At 65.3% G+C, this 17,654-nt stretch carries 15 protein-coding genes; 7 read left to right on the forward strand and 8 right to left on the reverse strand.

The genetic code is table 11. The features are described from left to right. Nucleotides 1–40 precede the first annotated feature (40 nt). Both UC34_RS25495 and UC34_RS20545 read right to left on the reverse strand, forming a co-directional pair. The gene (locus UC34_RS25495) at nucleotides 41–211 is read right to left on the reverse strand and encodes a hypothetical protein (protein WP_157123251.1); all 171 of its coding nucleotides are present in this window, start codon (nucleotides 209–211) and stop codon (nucleotides 41–43) included. A 117-nt stretch (nucleotides 212–328) separates the two neighbouring features. Further along, nucleotides 329–1,390: a YeiH family protein gene (locus UC34_RS20545; protein WP_044456985.1), complete on the reverse strand. Its 1,062-nt coding sequence runs from the start codon at nucleotides 1,388–1,390 to the stop codon at nucleotides 329–331. A 278-nt stretch (nucleotides 1,391–1,668) separates the two neighbouring features. Between UC34_RS20545 and UC34_RS20550 the strand changes: the two genes are divergently transcribed. Beyond that, nucleotides 1,669–2,331, forward strand: a complete 663-nt coding sequence (locus tag UC34_RS20550) for a 2-hydroxychromene-2-carboxylate isomerase (protein ID WP_044456986.1) — start codon at nucleotides 1,669–1,671, stop codon at nucleotides 2,329–2,331. A 23-nt stretch (nucleotides 2,332–2,354) separates the two neighbouring features. On the opposite strand, the gene UC34_RS20555 is transcribed toward UC34_RS20550, so the two are convergent. The 4 genes from UC34_RS20555 to yfiR form a co-directional block, all read right to left on the reverse strand. After that, entirely contained in the window at nucleotides 2,355–3,806 is a 1,452-nt protein-coding gene (locus tag UC34_RS20555; protein ID WP_237165169.1) for an SGNH/GDSL hydrolase family protein, read from the reverse strand. Between the two features lie 136 nt (nucleotides 3,807–3,942). Next, complete coding sequence (gene yfiB, locus UC34_RS20560) at nucleotides 3,943–4,413, reverse strand: outer membrane lipoprotein YfiB (RefSeq protein ID WP_044458497.1); 471 nt, start codon at nucleotides 4,411–4,413, stop codon at nucleotides 3,943–3,945. 188 nt (nucleotides 4,414–4,601) lie between these two features. Further along, nucleotides 4,602–5,834: a diguanylate cyclase DgcN/YfiN gene (gene dgcN / locus UC34_RS20565; RefSeq protein WP_044456987.1), complete on the reverse strand. Its 1,233-nt coding sequence runs from the start codon at nucleotides 5,832–5,834 to the stop codon at nucleotides 4,602–4,604. Between the two features lie 203 nt (nucleotides 5,835–6,037). Further along, nucleotides 6,038–6,661, reverse strand: a complete 624-nt coding sequence (gene yfiR / locus UC34_RS20570) for a regulatory sequestration protein YfiR (protein ID WP_084071059.1) — start codon at nucleotides 6,659–6,661, stop codon at nucleotides 6,038–6,040. 482 nt (nucleotides 6,662–7,143) lie between these two features. Between yfiR and UC34_RS20575 the strand changes: the two genes are divergently transcribed. The 4 genes from UC34_RS20575 (at nucleotide 7,144) to UC34_RS20590 (ending at nucleotide 13,543) form a co-directional block, all read left to right on the forward strand. Next, the gene (locus UC34_RS20575; RefSeq protein ID WP_044456988.1) at nucleotides 7,144–8,865 is read left to right on the forward strand and encodes a putative bifunctional diguanylate cyclase/phosphodiesterase; all 1,722 of its coding nucleotides are present in this window, start codon (nucleotides 7,144–7,146) and stop codon (nucleotides 8,863–8,865) included. Between the two features lie 168 nt (nucleotides 8,866–9,033). Further along, the gene (locus UC34_RS20580) at nucleotides 9,034–10,140 is read left to right on the forward strand and encodes an S-(hydroxymethyl)glutathione dehydrogenase/class III alcohol dehydrogenase (RefSeq protein WP_044456989.1); all 1,107 of its coding nucleotides are present in this window, start codon (nucleotides 9,034–9,036) and stop codon (nucleotides 10,138–10,140) included. Between the two features lie 341 nt (nucleotides 10,141–10,481). Further along, nucleotides 10,482–11,267 carry an SH3 domain-containing protein gene (locus tag UC34_RS20585; RefSeq protein ID WP_072617584.1) on the forward strand — a complete coding sequence of 262 codons (786 nt, stop codon included), beginning with the start codon at nucleotides 10,482–10,484 and terminating at the stop codon, nucleotides 11,265–11,267. Nucleotides 11,268–12,148: 881 nt separating this feature from the next. Continuing rightward, the gene (locus UC34_RS20590) at nucleotides 12,149–13,543 is read left to right on the forward strand and encodes an amino acid permease (RefSeq protein ID WP_044456991.1); all 1,395 of its coding nucleotides are present in this window, start codon (nucleotides 12,149–12,151) and stop codon (nucleotides 13,541–13,543) included. Between the two features lie 313 nt (nucleotides 13,544–13,856). Here UC34_RS20590 and UC34_RS20595 read toward each other — a convergent pair whose 3' ends face one another. Next, nucleotides 13,857–14,150 (reverse strand): hypothetical protein, encoded by a 294-nt coding sequence (locus tag UC34_RS20595; protein ID WP_157123252.1) that lies wholly within the window; start codon nucleotides 14,148–14,150, stop codon nucleotides 13,857–13,859. Between the two features lie 293 nt (nucleotides 14,151–14,443). On the opposite strand from UC34_RS20595, the gene kefF reads away from it, so the two are divergent. Next, a complete protein-coding gene (gene kefF / locus UC34_RS20600) occupies nucleotides 14,444–15,169 on the forward strand; it encodes a glutathione-regulated potassium-efflux system oxidoreductase KefF (protein ID WP_084070853.1) in 726 nt (241 codons plus the stop codon). After that, entirely contained in the window at nucleotides 15,169–17,082 is a 1,914-nt protein-coding gene (gene kefC, locus UC34_RS20605; RefSeq protein ID WP_044456993.1) for a glutathione-regulated potassium-efflux system protein KefC, read from the forward strand. Before kefF ends, kefC begins: the two co-directional genes overlap by 1 nt. 111 nt (nucleotides 17,083–17,193) lie before the next feature. Here kefC and UC34_RS20610 read toward each other — a convergent pair whose 3' ends face one another. Beyond that, nucleotides 17,194–17,619 (reverse strand): hypothetical protein, encoded by a 426-nt coding sequence (locus UC34_RS20610; RefSeq protein ID WP_044456994.1) that lies wholly within the window; start codon nucleotides 17,617–17,619, stop codon nucleotides 17,194–17,196. Nucleotides 17,620–17,654 lie beyond the last annotated feature (35 nt).

Below are 17,654 nucleotides of genomic sequence, written 5' to 3' on the forward strand. Positions count from 1 at the left end.
GGCCCGCGCTGTCTGGTCACGCTGTCTGTTCAGATTCGCATCAGTGCCGTGGGTGGCGGATTCGCGCCCACGCATGCTCGACCCGCTTCACGGCGGGACTCTCCGGGTGACGCGTCCACCACACCCCCAGTTCCCAGACCATGCCCGCCAGTACCGCGATCACCACGAGTGCGCCGATCGTGTACCAGATCTCACCGAATGAGCTTGTCATCGCGGCCTCCCGAAAATGCGTCACGGGCGGCCGACGGCCGTCCGTGATTGCATTCTAGGCGACGAAACCCGGCTTGCCCGCCGGGTCTGCCCTAAGGCGTGAGGATCGGCGCGTCGCTCAGAGCTGCCCCATGCCCAATTGCACCACCAGACTGCTGACCGACACTGCGGCCCACACGCCAAGGCCCAGCAGGATGGGACGCACGCCCGTCGAGGCCATGCGGCGCAGGTTCGACGACAGGCCAATGGCGGTCAGTGCCACGATGATCAGGAATTCGGCGGCGTCGTGAATCCACGGCTGCAGACTCGCGGGGACCAGCCCGGCGGTACGAATACCCGACGCGATCAGAAAGCCGAGGATGAACCACGGGAAGATGCGGGCAAGGCTGAAGTTACCGGCGCCGGCACGCTTGGCGCGATAGGCGACGATGGCCGCCAGCGTCAGACAGATCGGAATGATCAGCGTCGCGCGGGTGAGCTTCACGATGGTGGCGTAATCGCCGGCAGCCTTGCTGTAGCTGTAACCTGCGGCCACCACCGACGACGTATCGTTGATCGCCGTCCCCGCCCACATGCCGAAGCCGAGGTCCGAGAGGTGAAGCGCGTGACCGAGCACCGGGAACAGCAGCACGGCGGCAATGTTGAACAGGAAGATGGTCGAGATGGCGAACGCCGTCTCATGATCGTCTGGCTTGACGATGGGCGTGACGGCAGCAATGGCCGACCCGCCGCAGATCGCCGTACCCACACCGATGAGCAGCTTGAGTTTGTCAGGCACGCCAAGCAGGCGCCCCAGCCCCCAGGCCGACAACCCTGCGGCAGTGATCGTCACGGCCGTGACCGCCAGAGACTCCAGTCCGGTATGCGCCACCTGCGACAGGCTCAGACCGAAGCCAAGCGCAATGATCGACCACTGGAGCACGTACTTCGAGGCGAACTTGATACCGGCTTCGTAACGCGCGCCCGGCGGGAAAATATTGCGAACGAGAATGCCCAGCAAAATACCGAACACGGGGCCGCCGACGAGCGGCATCTGACGCCCGAGCAGCAAGGCCACGAAAGCGATGACGGTCGAGAGAACCAGCCCCGCCCACGGATTGTGCTGATCCGGCACCAGCGTATCGGGACGCGCGGCCGAAGCCGAAGCGCGGGTCGATGCAGCGTGGGTTTTTGTGGTCATTGCAGGCACTCCTTTCGAATGACTGCAAGTCTAAGAACGCCGCATCAATAATAAAAATCGTTATATCGGATACAAAATATTCGAATTTCCGATAAATCCGGAACTGCGTCCTAACGTCCTGATTCGTTTGCCGTTTTTGTGCCCGTTCTGTGCCCAACTCTGTGCCCGCTCTGTGCCCGCTCTGTGCCATTCCGGACGCGCTCACGCGCCGTTACACTGTCTGAGCGCCTACCGGCGCCATCAGCCGGACACGATGCCAACAAAGGAGACCGCGCCTCATGTCGCAAACCGCCGACACCCCTGCCCGCCGGGCACAGTGGTATTTCGATTTCGCCTCGCCGTTCGCGTATCTGCAATTCGAACGTTTCGACACGCTCCCGCGCACGCTTCCCATCGACCTGAAGCCGATCGTGCTCGGCGCAATTCTCGTGCACCTGCAGACGCAGGGACCCGCGGAAACGCCGCACAAACGCATCTTCACCTACCGGATGGCGCAATTTCGGGCGGAGCAGGACGGCATTGCCTTCAAGATGCCGCCGGTGCATCCCTTCCACCCGATCCGCGTGCTGCGGCTGGCCGTGTCGCTTGGCGCGACGCATGAGGTCGTGCGCACGATCTTTCGTTTCATCTGGGCGCAGGGGCGCGACGTCACCGATGAGCGAGGCTGGGCAGACCTGAGCGAGCGCCTCGGCCTGTCGGCCCATGAAGCGACCGCGCGGGCCGAAATGCCGGAGGTCAAGGCCGCGTTGCGCGAGAACACTGAAGCGGCCATTGCCGCCGGCGTGTTCGGCGTGCCGACGTTTGCCTATGACGGGGAGTTGTATTGGGGCGACGACGCCACGGCACTGTTCCGCCATTGCCTGGCGCATCCGGAGTGGCTGCAATCGCCGGACGTCAAACGATTACAACAGGTGACTGTGGGCGTGCGACGCGAACGCTGAAGCGCCTGCCGCGGACAGACCGGTTATTTTCCGGCGCCGAGCACCAGCGGCAACGACACGGCGTCGGCCATGGCGGCATAACCGGCGTCGCTCGGGTGCGTGCCGTCGCCACTGTCCAGGCGCGGCAACATGCGGGTGGGCTGCGACGGATCGCGCAGCGCAGCGTCGAAGTCGACCACGCCGTCGAACGCCCCCGCCGTACGCACCCACTGATTCACGGCTTCACGCACCGCTTCTCGCTCCGGCGGCAACTTGCCGGGCGGGATCGTGGTGCCGATGATGCGCACGTTGTGCGCGCGCGCGGCGGCGATCAGCGACTGATACCCCGCGATCATCTCGGGGGCGGTCACAATCACATGCGGGACGTCGCAATCCAGACCCGCGTGGGGTGGCACATAGCCGAAATTGATGTCGTTGATGCCGATCTGCACGACGACCGTCTTCACGCCCGGTTGCTCCAGCGCGTCGCGACGAAAACGCGCGACCAGCCGTTCGCCGTAGCAAGCGGAATCGTTCAGCAGACGATTGCCGCTGATGCCGAGATTGAGCACGGCGACATCGCGTCGCCCGGCGCTCTCCAGACGCCGCGCCAGCCCGTCCGGCCAGCGACGGTTGGCGTTGAGCGAGCTACGCATGCCGTCGGTAATCGAATCGCCGATGGCGACGATGGCGTGCGAGGGCGCATCCGGCACCACGCTTAGCCCGGCAAGCCACAAGGTGTTCGTGAACCGCGACGGGAACGACGCCGCCTGAGCGTCACCGACGAAGTCGCCGGCGCCGCTCAGAAACGCCGTCTGCTGGGCGATCTTGTGCCACGTCGTCGGCGTTTTCGACTCGCGCGTGAAAAGGCTGATGGCCAACGGCGTGCCGGCGCGTACGGCGAACGGCAACGGATCACTCTCCATCGACGCCCCCGGCGCAATACGCACTGTCGGCTGCGTGCCGAAGGTCAGCTCGCGCAGGCTCGCGGCATCGATCGCCGCGCCGCGCACCGAGATCGCCAGGCTGGCGCGGTCGATGACAAGCGGTTGCGTGCCGTACGCGTTCGAGAAGCGCACGCGCACTTCATTGCCGGAGAGTGTCGGAAAAACGATCTGACGCACGGTACGCCCGCCGACCGCCGGTGCCCGATTGAACGAGGGCGCGGCGGGATGTTGCGCCACGGCCTGCGGCGCCGTCGCCCATGCGCCGACGCGCGTGCTGTGCGGGTTAGGGACATCGGGCACGCGACGCGCTTCCCGAACGCTCGAAGGGGTCGCCGTACCGGTCGCGCCTTGGGCGAAGGCGGGCGACGCAACGCCGATTGCCGCCGTCACGATAGCGGCAGCGGCGACCTTCAACGCGCGACTAGAGACGACACGCAGGGCACGGTGCATGCAGGGCAAGCCCTCGGCAGCGAGGAACCGGTAATTCAGGAACGTCGGGGGCATCGAAACAACGTCGGCAACATGGGCAATCGAGGCAGCAGTCGCCATTGTGCCTGATTGTGGCCGTTGGCAAGGACTTACATTGCCTTTCGGGCCGACGCCCTTTGTCTCTGTGCGCTCCCACGCCTCGTTCGGGCGCTGCGCAACGTGGTGCGTCCGAAATGCCGAAATCGGCAAGCCAAAATCAGCGTGTCGAAATCACGATGGCAACGCGACGATTCTGCGCGCGTCCGGCGGGCGTGCTGTTATCCGCGACCGGATTGCGCTTGCCCGCGCCAATGGTCTGGATCCCGGCGCGCTGCATGCCTGCGTCCACGAGCACCCCCGCCACGGCGTCGGCGCGACGAGCGGAGAGTTGCTCGTTGTAGGCGTCGCTGCCGACCGAGTCCGTGTATCCGTAGACGCGCACCGTGTTGAGTCCGACCTTCACGAGCGTGCGTCCGATGCGCAGTACGGTCTCGCGCGCCGGGTCGCGCACTACGAACTTGTCGGTATCGAACAACACGGTGTCCGACATGCCGAACTCCCAACCCTCGTCCGTCTGCGTAAAGCCCTCGGACTTGAGCGCCGCGATCTGCTCGGGCGTGAGGCCGTGCACCGGCGTGGTCTGGCAGCCGGCCAGCACGCCAACGCCGAGCAGGCAGGCGAGCAGCATGGCACGCCGGGCGGAAAACTTCAACAGCGCGAGCGTGCGCGCGATGGCGATAACCAGTGCCAAGATGGGAGCGCCGCGCAACGCGCGCTCACGTATGTGATGAGAGCTCAAAACCATTCCCCATTGCAGTGTGAAATCCGGTCGTCGTTCTTACTTGTTATGAATACTGCCAGACGCTGCTCGCCGCCTTATTCCTTGGCGCTTTGCGCAACATGCCAGGTGCCCAGGCCGGCACGCTTGGCCTGATACATCGCCGCATCCGCGGCACGCAGCAGCGTGGACGCGTCGTGCGCATGCGTCGGGTACAACGCAACGCCGATGCTCATCGACGTGACCAAATCGTCGCCCCCCGGCAACGCAATGGGCTTCTCCATCGATGAGAGCAGCGTCTGTGCGAGCCGCACGGCGTTCGACGTCTGGCGCACGCCCGGCAGCATCACGGCGAACTCGTCGCCGCCCAGACGCGCCACCAGATCGCCCTCGCGCAGCGGCTGCCGCAAACGCTGCGCAATCGCCACGAGAACGGCATCGCCGGCATCGTGGCCGAGCTGATCGTTGATGTCCTTGAATCGATTGCTATCGAGGTACAGCAGCGCGACATGCGTGCCCAATTCGCGCGCTTCGCCAAGCGCCTGCGTGAGGCGCGACTCGAAGTAGGCACGATTCGGCAATCCCGTGAGCGGATCGTGATTCGCCTGATGCGCGAGCGTGGCGTTCTGTGCGCGCAAGTGGTTCTGCCAGCCTTCGAACTCGTCGAGCAGCGCATTGAAGTCATCGCCCAGTTCCTTGAGCTCGGCAATCGGCGTGGCGGCCACACGCTGATGAAATGCCCGCTCGCGGCGCACCGCATGTGCGACTTCCGCCAGCGCACGCAACGGCTTGACGATATCGCGATGCATGCGTTTGGCAAGCACGTTCGCCACGGCAAACGTCACCAGCAGGCACGCCAGCACCCCGCCGATGCCGCTCACGAGAAAGACGAAGAACTGCTTGCCCTGCCCCTGCACTTCGATCTGTCCGACGACGTTGCCGTCATGGCGAATGGGCAACGTCACTGGCCCTGGCAACGCAATATCGGCGACGGTGCGCTCGATCTTGGCCAGCGTGCCGCCGTCTGCACGCCGCCACATGGCGAACTGGGCGTTGCGGGCATCGACCACTCGCACTTGCACCACGTCTTCGTCGTTGGCGATGAGCGCAATCGCCTCCTGCGCGGCCACGCGATCACCGAACACGACCGCCGCCTCGGCCGTGTAGGCGAGCGAGCGACCGACAAGCAGCAGATTGTTTTCAGCGTAGGCGCGTAACGCGATCCATGCCACCAGCGAGAGCGAGAGTGCCGCGAGCACGACAGCGGAGACAGCCAGTCGCAGGTGCGTGCGTCGCAGCACGCGTTGCAGCGACGGCCGACGCGAGCGCATGAGCGCAGACGCGCTCGAAGGTTCGGTAGCAGCGCAAGCGCCGCGCGAGGGCGAGGTCGGAGCGCTAGAGGCTGTCGGGGCCGTCGACGCGTCCGGCGTCGGTTCGCGAGCGCCGCCGCCGGGGGCTGCATCGCCCTGGACCTGCTTCGGCAGGAGTCCGGCGACGGGGCCAGGGGGGGGATGGGCGGGGGGGAATTGGGTTGTCATGGTGTCCCCGGTTTTCGCGCCAGCTTCAGCACGTTCGGGTGGACACGTACGCCGCTGCGCGCGACGGTGTCGAGGTTGATATCGAATGTCACCCGCTCGGCATCGACGTTCAGGCAGAACATCGTGCCAAGGGTGCACGAATCATTGCGCTCGCTGATCGTGAGCACGGCATGACCGGCGAGTGACGCCAGGACCTGACGACGCTCTGCGTCGCTTACGGCGCCGAGATACAACGCATCGCACAACGAACCGATGGCAGGCTCCGCCGCCGATAACCGGTGCGCGTCGACCGGCGGCGTACTGTTCGATGCGGCACTTGCCGACGCATTCGCTGAGGTATTCGCTGAGGTACTCGCTGAGGCACCCGAGGACGCGCTCGCTGATGCGCCCTGCGGCGCAAGCAACTCACGGGCATAGTCGGTGTGGCCGACGACGCACAAACGCACCCGGGCGGGCGGTGTCGGCCAGCGCGTGAAACTGACGATACCCAGCACGACCTGCCGCACGTTGGCGTCGCGCACGCTCGCAGGGGCGACCGACGCTCCCGCGCCGCCGCTGGCGGGCGTCTGCGCCCGAGCCTGACCGAACGGGACGGCGCTCAGTACCAGACAAAAGAGCATCAGACGCGCACGGAAAAACAGAACCGCGCGGCAATCGCGCCGCGGGCCCCGTGTCACGCTGCTCGTCTTTGTCCAGACGCTATGCAATGCCGCCTTCCCTCTTTGCCGAAATGTCCGTGGTCACCGGAACGTCGTTTCCTGTGCAATCGACGCTTTATGAGTATCGCCTGCCGGAACCAGGCCGCATCATACCGAAGGGCTTGGGTTCCAGCCATACACCGCGCTGCCGGATATCCGTGTCACAGGCGTCCCCAGTCGACAGCATGCGCGTACCGGCGCGTTTTCGGAACCCCTTCCGACCTCGTGTTTTCCCTTGCCCGCGAGCGTTTGCAACGTGGCAGAATGGTGCGCATAACTGATTGAAAAACAAAAGGAATCGAGCGCGCCGATCGCTCGATTATCGAGATAAAAATCGCGACGCCAGGGAGGTGTTGCATGACGTTCCTGAACGCCGGCCGGACGGGTCTTCGGGAGGTACGCATATGAATGATCCCGTACCTCGCCCGGTGCCCGACGTCCAGGCGGAACTGAGCCGCGCCGCGCTCGACAGCGCGCCGTATGCCATGTTCGTGTGTACGGACGACGGCATGCTGGAGCGCATGAATACCGCCTTTACGCGCCTGACCGGCTATCGGCCGGACGACCTGCTTGGCAGGCGCAGCTTCCTCTCCCTGCTCGACCCCGCCGAACTCGCCCGCCGACGCCCGCCCGCGCTCGCCAGTCTGTCGGCCATCGAGCCGGTGCCGTACGACGACGAGTGGCATCTGCTCACGCACACCCGAAGCTGGCTGCCGATCCGCCTTGCGCTCTCATGTGTCGAACACGCCCCGGGCGAGCGCCGTTGGGTCGGCATCGTGCTCGATCTCTCGCAGCAAGTCCAGGTCGCGTCCCGCCTGTGGTACGTCACGCACCACGACCCGGTCACGCGTCTGCCCAATCAAACCTTGCTCAACGAGCGACTCGAACTCGCCATCCACCGATGCGCCCATCAGGGCGTCGGGCTGACGGTGTTGCTCCTGGAGCTCGATCATCTGCGCAAGCTGCGAAGCACCTTCGGGCCGCCGACTGCCGAACTGGCGCTGCGCATCGCCGCAGAACGTCTGCGGGAAGCGAGTGGCCCCGAGGACGCGCTCGCCTGTCTCGGAGGCAGCCAGTTCGTCATCGTCACCAACGAGACCGGCGACGGCGCGCGGTTGCTGGCGTCGCGAATCCAATCGCGGCTTGCCCAATGGGTCGACGTCGATCAGAGCGCCGTCGCGCTCGACGCCAGCATCGGCGCGGTGAGTTATCCCGACCACGGCAACACGCCCGAAACGTTGTTGCGTCGTGCCCACCTGGCGCTCGGCATCGCCAGCGCCAGTGGCGGCGGTATGCGCTTTTTCAGCAGCGAGATGGACGCGCAGACGCGGCGTCGCAACGAACTGGAGGGATTGCTGCGCGTGGCGGTGCACGAGCACGCGCATTCGCAGCTTCATCTTGTCTACCAGCCCCAGGTCACCCTCACGAGCGGAGAGATTCGCAGCGCGGAAACCCTCTTGCGCTGGCGTCATCCGACACTGGGTGCGGTCGGCCCGGCCGAGTTCGTGCCGGTGGCCGAGACCTCCGGCCTCATCCTGCCGTTGGGCGAATGGGTCATGCAAACCGCCTGCCGGGAAGCCAGCCGCTTGCTGCGCCGATGCGGTCACTTGCCGCGTATCTCCGTGAACGTCTCGGCCCAGCAGTTCGCGCGTCAGGATGTCGTGGGCATGGTCGAGCGGGCGCTGAGCGCGAATGCGCTGGAGCCACGCCATCTCGAAATCGAGATCACGGAGACCGTGTTGCTGGGCGACTCCAGCGCCGCTGTGGGCTGCCTGCGTTCGCTGCACGAGATGGGCGTGGAGATCGCCGTCGACGACTTCGGCACCGGCTATGCAAGTCTGGCCTATCTCACCCGCTTTCCCGTGCATCGGCTCAAGATCGACCAGAGCTTCGTGCGCGACATGCTCACGCATGCGCCCAGCCACGCCATCGTCAGCGCGGTCATCGCCATGGCCCACTCGCTCGGACTGCGCGTCACGGCCGAGGGCGTGGAGACGAAGGCGCAGGCGCAGCGGCTCACCGAACTGGGCTGCGACGAAGCCCAGGGATTCTGGTTCGCCCGCCCGGTCGACGCCCAGGGCTTCTATCACCTCCTGGCGCCGCTGGGCAGCGGGGCGCGGCGCTGAGCGCGCCGGTCAGTGTCGGATAGCGCCCGGGAATGCCTGGCAAATCGTGCATCCGGCCCCGCCTTTTTTGTCGAGATGGCCTGTCAAGACTCGCGCGTGACTTTAGAACGCGGTATGGTACGTCGCGAAGGGATTCCCCCGAACGACGTTGCAACGAGGAATAACGCCATGAAAACCAAAGCCGCCATTGCCTGGGAAGCGGGCAAGCCCCTGACCATCGAAGAAGTCGATCTGGAGGGGCCGCGCGCCGGCGAGGTGCTGATCGAGGTCAAGGCCACCGGCATCTGCCATACGGACTACTACACACTCTCGGGCGCCGACCCGGAAGGCATCTTCCCCGCCATCCTCGGCCATGAGGGTGCGGGCGTGATCGTCGACGTCGGCCCGGGCGTCACCACGCTCAAGAAGGACGACCACGTCATTCCCCTGTACACGCCGGAATGCCGTCAGTGCAAATTCTGCCTGTCGCGCAAGACCAACCTGTGCCAGGCGATCCGCAGCACGCAGGGGCGCGGCCTCATGCCCGATGCCACCTCGCGCTTCTCGCTCGACGGCAAGCCCATCTTCCACTACATGGGCACTTCCACCTTCTCGAACTACATCGTCGTGCCCGAGATCGCCGTGGCGAAGGTTCGCTCCGACGCCCCGTTCGACAAGGTTTGCTACATCGGTTGCGGCGTGACGACCGGCGTGGGCGCGGTCGTATACTCGGCGAAGGTCGAGGCGGGCGCGAACGTCGTCGTCTTCGGTCTGGGCGGTATCGGCCTGAACGTGATTCAGGGCGCGAAGATGGTCGGCGCCGACAAGATCATTGGCGTCGATATCAACCCGGGCCGCGTCGAACTCGCGAAGAAGTTCGGCATGACGCACTTCATCAATCCCAATGACGTCGAGAACGTCGTCGACACCATCGTGCAACTCACCGACGGCGGCGCAGACTATTCGTTCGAATGCATCGGCAACGTCACGACCATGCGTCAGGCGCTGGAATGCTGCCACAAGGGCTGGGGCCAGTCGTTCATCATCGGCGTGGCGGCGGCAGGCCAGGAAATCAGCACGCGTCCTTTCCAACTGGTGACGGGCCGCGAGTGGAAGGGGTCGGCGTTCGGTGGCGCGCGCGGCCGCACCGACGTGCCGAAGATCGTCGACTGGTACATGGAAGGCAAGATCAACATCGACGATCTCATCACGCACACCCTGCGCCTTGACCAGATCAACGAAGGCTTCGACCTGATGAAGCGTGGCGAGTCGATCCGCTCCGTCGTGCTGTACTGATCGCGCGCAACTGCACGCATGCGTGTGGTTGCCGTACCCCGGCTGACGGAAAACAGCGGCGGCGGCATGCTTCGGAAGCTTCGGAAGCGCATGTCGCCGCCGTTGTCGTTTCCGGGCGCGCCGGGTGTCGTAATCCCCCGGCACCGGCATCGCGCATACGCGCCATGCACTTGTAACACGCAGGCACGTCGCTGCAACGTTTCGTTACGCGATAGCGCAAACCCTCAGGCGACGCGACAGGTCGAATGGACATGCAGAGCACAGCGCCTGACGAGGGTTGGCATGAAGCAGAAAGCACGAACGGGCTTACCGCGCTGCATCGTCACAACAGGGAGACGACCATGAATAAACGAACCTTGCCGCTCGTTCTCGCGGGCACTGCGATGCTCGCCACGCTCGCGACGCTGCCCGAAGCGGCGTCGGCGCAGTCGGGACAGGCCGTCATCAATGCGTCGGCCAACGTGCGCGCCGGGCCGGCCACCGACTACCCTGTCGTTGCGCAAGCGGCGGCGGGTATGCCCGTGACGGTGTACGGCTGCATCTCCGGTTATTCGTGGTGCGACATCGGTTTGCCCGGGACACGCGGCTGGATTTATGCGGCGCTCCTGAGTTATCCGTACCAGGGCAATCCGGTGCCCGTGCTCAACTACGGGACGATGATCGGGTTGCCGATCATCACCTTCTCGATCGGCACGTACTGGGGCAACTATTACCGGAATCGGCCGTGGTACAACGATCAGCGCTACTGGCATCGTCCGCCGCCGGGACCCCGGCCGCCGCACTGGAACCCAGGGCCGCCGCCACGCCCGCCGGGCGGCTACTACCCGGGGAATCGTCCGCGTCCGCCGGGACATGGTGCGGGGCCTGGGCCGGGTCCACGACCGCCGGGGCATGGCGCCGGACCGGGTCCACGACCGCCGGGGCATGGCGCCGGACCGGGTCCTCGGCCCCCGGGCCATGGTGCGGGTCCGGGTCCTCGTCCGCCGGGACAGGGGGGCGGTCCGGGGCCGCGTCCGCCGGGTGGCGGAGGTGGAGGCGGCCATGGAGGCGACCATGGGGGTGGACCTGGGGGAGGCCATGGCAACGGTGGCCGACCGCCGGGGGGCGGTCAGGGGCAAAACCGATAGCGGGAGAGGACCAGGGGTTGGACTCGGGTGTTTGAGGGCGGGGGTTGCCGGTGCCCTGACGGAGCGACTTTCAGGTGGAGCGCAGTCAGGGTACCGGTAACCTCCGCGGCCCGGGCGGATGCCGGAGCGAGGCATCGGGTGTGTGAGGGCGGGGGTTATCGGTGCCCTGAGGGAGCGACTTTCAGGTGGAGCGCAGTCAGGGTACCGGTAACCCCCGCGGCCCGGGCGGATGCCGGAGCGAGGCGGAGATACCGGGATGTGGTTTTCATCACCACAGGAACCGGAACAGAAAACGCCCCCACGAACGAATCGCGGCAGCAAATTCAGCAACCGCTGCACCCACTTCGGGAAAAACGCTTAAAATGTGAGCAATTCCGGCCAGGCGGAGGTGCCGAACTGGCGCCGATGGCCGGACCGCAGGACAGCGAGCCCTTGCACACATGATGTCTTTCGACGTCGACGTGCAGTCAACATTGCAGACCCTTCAGCAGACCTATCTCCGGTGTGCCGTCGCGAAGACCGCGGCGGTCACGGCAGTCCGGCAGGATCCTCGGTAAGTCTCGATCGTGTTCGTCCCGCCCCGGCGTGCTCAACGGCGCGTCGTGGCATGCCTATCGCCTTGCCGTCACCGACACGCGCCACCCGCGCCCGCCGGTGACGGCTGATTGCCGTTGCGTCGCCCGAATGGCGAGCCACCGGCAGCGTTAGCGCATCGACGTGGTTCGTTAAACCCTGTGGCCGTCCGCCACGCATGGGAACGAGCGGCCACAAGCCCGGGGCGCCCTTGCAGCCAGGTCGCGGGACACGTCTCCCGTGGATTTCCCGATGGCGCGCGTCGTGCGTGCACCAGGGACATACGTTGCAGGAACCTTTTGCAGGCAATGAGTCTTTTTCGAACCAAGAACATCGAGAACATGCTGGCCGCCGGCCGCACCGGCAGTCTCAAGAAAGTGCTGGGCCCCGTCGACCTGGTGCTCATGGGCATCGGGGCCATCATCGGCACGGGCATCTTCGTGCTCACCGGCACGGGCGCACTGACCGCCGGCCCGGCGCTTACCCTCTCCTTCATCATCGCGGCCATGGCCTGCGGCTTTGCCGCGCTGTGCTATGCCGAGTTCGCGTCCACCATCCCCGTCTCCGGCTCCATCTACACCTATAGCTATGCCACGCTCGGGGAAATCGTCGCGTGGATCATCGGCTGGGACCTGATGCTCGAATACGGCCTCGCTTCCTCCGCCGTGTCCGTAGGGTGGTCGGGGTATTTCCAGTCGCTCGCAGCCGGGTTCGGCATGCACCTGCCTGCGGCGATCACCGCAGCGCCCGGCAGCGTGCCCGGCGTGACGACCTTCATCAACCTGCCCGCCGTCGTCATCATGCTGCTCATCACGTGGGTGCTGTCGTACGGCGTGCGTGAATCGGCGCGCATCAACAACCTCATGGTGGCGATCAAGATCGGCGTGGTGCTGCTGTTCATCGCCGTGGGCGTGTGGCACGTCAAACCCGCCAACTGGACACCGTTCATGCCCTTCGGCACCAGCGGCATGTTCAATGCGGCGGCCCTCGTCTTCTTCGCGTTCATCGGCTTCGACGCCGTGACCTCCGCCGCCGAAGAAGTTCGTAACCCGGGACGCGACCTGCCCATCGGCATCATCGGCTCGCTCATCGTATGCACCCTGCTGTACGTGGCCGTGGCCGCGATCATGACCGGCATCGTGCCGTTCGCGCAGTTCGCCGGGGTCGATCATCCGGTGTCGCTGGCCCTGCAATACGCCGGACAGAACTGGGTCGCCGGGTTTGTCGATCTCGGGGCGATTCTCGGCATGACGACCGTCATTCTCGTGATGACGTATGGTCAGACGCGCATTACCTACGCTATGTCGCGCGACGGCCTGCTGCCGCCGCTGCTCTCGCGCATCCATCCCACGCACAAGACGCCGTTCGCGGGCACCTGGATCATCGGGGCGATCTTCGCTGTCATTGCGGGCTTCGTGCCGCTGGGCGTGCTCGCAGAACTGATCAACATCGGCACCTTGTCGGCGTTCGCACTCGTGTCCGTGGCCGTACTCGTGCTGCGTCGCACGCGCCCCGACCTGCCGCGCGCGTTTCGCGTGCCGGGTGCGCCGGTCGTGCCGCTCATCTCCGCCGGTCTGTGCCTGTTCCTGATGGCGCACCTGCAAGCCGCCACATGGATCGCCTTCGTGGTCTGGCTGGCCATCGGCATGGTGATCTACTTCACGTATGCCCGTCGCAACGCCCTGCTGCACAAGCACGGCTGAACGCAGAACCATGCGCCGTGACGCTGCCTCAGACGGCACCGATCGCACGGATTGATGCGTCTCGCGCGCATACGCGACTGAGCGTATAGTCCGCTCATGCACTCAGGGGCTTGGTGACGTTGGGGCTCGGGTGACACATAAGTGTCCCCGCCCCCCTTCCACATACGCCTTCGATGTTGTTGCCCCCGCCGTTGCTTCACCCGCCCTCGCTGCACTCGCACCACTATTCAGTGGGTAAAGTAACGACGTCGAGGCGCCGGCAAGGAGGGGCGGCGCGCGCACTCGTTCGCGTGCCTCGCCCCTGGCGCGGCATTCAGCCGAAATTGCGATTGAGCCAGACGGCGCCGTAGCCGAGCGCGAACATCGTGAGCAGCAGCGGCACGGAGATGCGAATGATCTGAATGACGAGCGGACGCGGCGGCAACGCCTCCTCCTGCGGCACACGTCCGGCCTCATGCAGCGCGCCCGTGCACAGCGCCGCCGCCACCGCACTCGCAAACACCCAGAAGGTCTGGTTGTAAAGCAATGCGATGAGCAGCAACGTGAGCGCCACGTTGCGTCCGTGATAGATCAGATTGACGGTATTGCGAAAGGCTTGCGGCGACATGTCGGAAAAGCACTGACGCGTGCACGGATGCACCGCCTGCGCAAAAAGTGTTGTTTTTGTCGTTTTGACCTGCGGCGCCACACAGTGTGTCGTGGGGCGTCGCGGCCCTTGAGAAGCTGAGCAGAGCTTATCCAGTCCTAACGGCGTTTGCCAGCCGAGTCTTTAGACCGGTGCGCCCTTCATGGGTGCTTCATCGGCGCTGGCATGGGTGCTTCATATCCGGCACCCCGCCTCCGCCTCATCGCCCGTCGTGCCCGTGGAGCACGTCATACGAATGGGGTATCCTCCCCCGCATGACAGCCCCCGCCTCCACCCGTCTCCAGCATGCCACTCAGGACACCCGCGAGCGTGCCCCGAAGCGTGCCGTCTATGTCATCGTGGCGCATCCGCGCTGGCGCGATTCGCGCGTGAATCGCCGCCTTCTCGACGCCGCACGCGGCATCGAAGGCGTCGACGTCAACGATCTCTATTCGACGTATCCCGACTTCAGCATCGACGTCGCCGCCGAGCAGCAACGTCTCACGCGTGCCGATCTGATCGTGCTGGTCCATCCGATCTACTGGTACAGCATGCCGCCGTTGCAAAAGCTCTGGTTCGACGAAGTGCTGTCGTGGGGCTGGGCCTACGGTCAGAACGGTCACGCGCTGGCGAACAAGGATCTTTGGCTGGTCGCCAGCACCGGCGGTCCGGAGGACAGCTATCGGCCCGACGGTTATAACCAGCATGAATTCTCCGCCTTCCTGCCCCCGTACGAACAGACCTCGCACCTGTGCGGCATGCGTTTCCTGCCGCCGCACGTGCTGTATGGGGCGCGTCGCTGCGACACCGCCGCGCTCGATGCGCACGTCAGCGCATTCGCCGGGCGTCTTGCAACGTACCCGCAGTGGCCGGAACTCGTCTCGATGGCGGACGCCGCCGAGTGCCAGGCAATTCCGGCAACCGATCGCCCGCGCTGCGCGAGCGGGCTGACGGGTGCCGACGCGAACACAAGCGCCAGCGACACCGGGAGCGCCGCCTGATGGAACATGTGCCTGCCTGGCTGCTGGCCAGCCTGATTTATCTCGCGGCCGCCGTCATCGTCGTGCCGTTGTCGCGCGCCCTCGGTCTGGGCGCCATCATCGGCTATCTCGCTGCCGGGATCGCCATCGGCCCATGGGGACTCGGCCTCGTCTCGCGCGTGGAAGATGTCCTGCACTTCGCCGAATTCGGCGTGGTGCTGATGCTGTTCCTCGTTGGCCTCGAACTGGAACCGCGGCGTTTGTGGAGCCTGCGACGGCCGATTTTCGGCTGGGGCTCGGCGCAGGTCATCGGCTGCGCCGTGCTGCTCTTCGTCGCAGGCATCGCGCTGGGCGCCCCGTGGCGCATTGCACTCGTCGCCGCCCTGGGCCTTGCGCTGTCGTCCACCGCCATTGCGTTGCAGGTGATGGCCGAGCGCAACATGCTCGCCACCGCCAGCGGTCAGGCGGGCTTCTCCATCCTGCTGTTTCAGGACGTCGCCGCCATTCCGATTCTGGCCCTGCTGCCGCTGCTCGCGAATTCCGTCGACAGTCACGCCATGACGGGCACGACGCGCGCCCTCGAAGCGTTGAAGATCGTCGGCGTGATCGCCGCCATCATCCTCGGCGGACGACTGGCGCTGCGTCCGTTACTGCGCTGGATCGCCAACAGCAAGACCCCGGAGATCTTCACGGCAGCGGCGCTCCTGCTCGTCGTCGCCATCGCGACACTGATGCAAGTCGTCGGGCTGTCGATGGCGCTGGGCGCTTTCCTCGCCGGCGTCCTGCTGGCCGAGAGTGAATATCGTCGCGAACTCGAAACCGACATCGAACCGTTCAAGGGATTGTTGCTGGGCCTGTTCTTCATCGCCGTGGGCATGAGCATCGACTTCGGTGTGCTGCTCGCGCAGCCGCTGCGCATGATCGCGGTCGTCGTCGGTTTCCTCGCGCTCAAGGGCGTCGCAATCTACAGTCTGTCGCGGCTGATGCAACTGCCGTATCAGGAGCGGCCGATCTTCACGCTGCTGCTCGCACAGGGCGGCGAGTTCGCGTTCGTCGTCTTCCAGTCCGCCGGTCCACAGGTGCTGCCCCCGGCCGTGTCGTCGTTCCTGATCGGCGCCGTGGCACTCTCGATGCTGATCTCGCCGCTGCTGCTCGTCGCCATCGACAAGTGGTTGTTGCCGCGCTACAGCATGAAGGGCTCACCGCGCATGGAAGAGATCTCGGAGCCGCAGACGGCGAACGTCGTGATTTGCGGTTTCGGACGTTACGGGCAGATCGTAGGTCGTGCGCTGATGCCGCAAGGGGTGTCGGTCACCGTGCTCGACCACGACCCCGACACCATCGAAAGTCTGCGGCAGTTCGGCTTCCGCGTGTTCTATGGCGATGCGACACGTCTCGATCTGTTGCGCATTGCCGGCGTGGCGAATGCGCGCGCCGTCGTGATTGCCGTGGACGACGTCGATCAGTCGCTCGAAATCGCCGATCTGATGCGAGAACACTTCCCGGACGTACCGGTCGTCGCGAGAGCCCGCAACGTCGGCCATTTGTTCCAGCTTCGCGAGCGCGGCGTGCAGCATGTCGAGCGCGAAGTCTTCGAGTCGTCGCTGCGCAGCGCACGCTCGGTGCTCGAAGCGCTCGGATGGCCGGCGGCCGAAGCCCGCGAGGCCACCATGGCGTTCAGGCGCGCCAATGTGCAATTGACGGACGACATGTATCCCTCCTATCAGGATCGCAACAAGATCATCGCCACCGCGAAGGAAGGGCGCCGGCAGTTCGAGGAGCAGATGGCGCGCGAGCGCGCGATACGTCGTGCACAGCGCCAGGTGACGTTCGGCTGGGACGGTGAGCATGCCCCCGACGATGCCGCCGCATCAGACAAGCCCAAGGACGAAACCCGGCAGACGGCAGACGGGACGGAAAACCGTCGCGCCTGAGGCGACCTGAGGGGACCTGAGGGGACCCGACATCCGGTAGCCCGATGACCATGGAATCCTCCTGTCGTGTCGGCAGGAAGATTCGTCATCGCGCGCGGCGACTGGCTGGCGTCAGTCGAACGGCTTGAAGTGGCCGTCGGTCGGCGCACGCGCATCGGCGCGAAGGCGCGTTTCGGCGTCTACACCGGCCAGCCCGCGATAGTAAAGATGCACGGCAATGGCCGCCGAATAGCGGCGGATCTCGACGAGCGTGAGATGCGCATGCTCGGCGGACGTGAACATCAGATACGGCGATTCTTCTTCGATCAGGCTCGCGACCTGATGCAGTCCGTGGCGATGCAATACCTCGGTGAGTTCGTCGCGGCTGCGATGCGTGTTGGCATCGGTGGCCGGGTACATCATTCGCAGCAGGACAAGCGGATGATCGGCGACGGCGAGCGACAGCGCCTGTACGACAGCGTGACTATCGAGCGCCGTGGCCACGGCGTCACCTTCGGGACGATGCTGCGGAAAGAGTTGCTCAAGGGTCAGCGACATGATGTGTCCATGGCAAGGAAGCTGCAAAAACTGCG

The sequence above is a fragment of the Pandoraea vervacti genome (genome assembly GCF_000934605.2).
Classification (GTDB): Bacteria; Pseudomonadota; Gammaproteobacteria; order Burkholderiales; family Burkholderiaceae; genus Pandoraea; species Pandoraea vervacti.

Coding starts and splice junctions, on each gene's coding strand:
- UC34_RS25495 (WP_157123251.1), bottom strand. CDS start 211: ATGACAAGCTCATTCGGTGAGATCTGGTACACGATCGGCGCACTCGTG.
- UC34_RS20545 (WP_044456985.1), bottom strand. CDS start 1,390: ATGACCACAAAAACCCACGCTGCATCGACCCGCGCTTCGGCTTCGGCC.
- UC34_RS20550 (WP_044456986.1), top strand. CDS start 1,669: ATGTCGCAAACCGCCGACACCCCTGCCCGCCGGGCACAGTGGTATTTC.
- UC34_RS20555 (WP_237165169.1), bottom strand. CDS start 3,806: ATGGCGACTGCTGCCTCGATTGCCCATGTTGCCGACGTTGTTTCGATG.
- yfiB (WP_044458497.1), bottom strand. CDS start 4,413: ATGCTGCTCGCCTGCCTGCTCGGCGTTGGCGTGCTGGCCGGCTGCCAG.
- dgcN (WP_044456987.1), bottom strand. CDS start 5,834: ATGCGCTCGCGTCGGCCGTCGCTGCAACGCGTGCTGCGACGCACGCAC.
- yfiR (WP_084071059.1), bottom strand. CDS start 6,661: ATGCTCTTTTGTCTGGTACTGAGCGCCGTCCCGTTCGGTCAGGCTCGG.
- UC34_RS20575 (WP_044456988.1), top strand. CDS start 7,144: ATGAATGATCCCGTACCTCGCCCGGTGCCCGACGTCCAGGCGGAACTG.
- UC34_RS20580 (WP_044456989.1), top strand. CDS start 9,034: ATGAAAACCAAAGCCGCCATTGCCTGGGAAGCGGGCAAGCCCCTGACC.
- UC34_RS20585 (WP_072617584.1), top strand. CDS start 10,482: ATGAATAAACGAACCTTGCCGCTCGTTCTCGCGGGCACTGCGATGCTC.
- UC34_RS20590 (WP_044456991.1), top strand. CDS start 12,149: ATGAGTCTTTTTCGAACCAAGAACATCGAGAACATGCTGGCCGCCGGC.
- UC34_RS20595 (WP_157123252.1), bottom strand. CDS start 14,150: ATGTCGCCGCAAGCCTTTCGCAATACCGTCAATCTGATCTATCACGGA.
- kefF (WP_084070853.1), top strand. CDS start 14,444: ATGACAGCCCCCGCCTCCACCCGTCTCCAGCATGCCACTCAGGACACC.
- kefC (WP_044456993.1), top strand. CDS start 15,169: ATGGAACATGTGCCTGCCTGGCTGCTGGCCAGCCTGATTTATCTCGCG.
- UC34_RS20610 (WP_044456994.1), bottom strand. CDS start 17,619: ATGTCGCTGACCCTTGAGCAACTCTTTCCGCAGCATCGTCCCGAAGGT.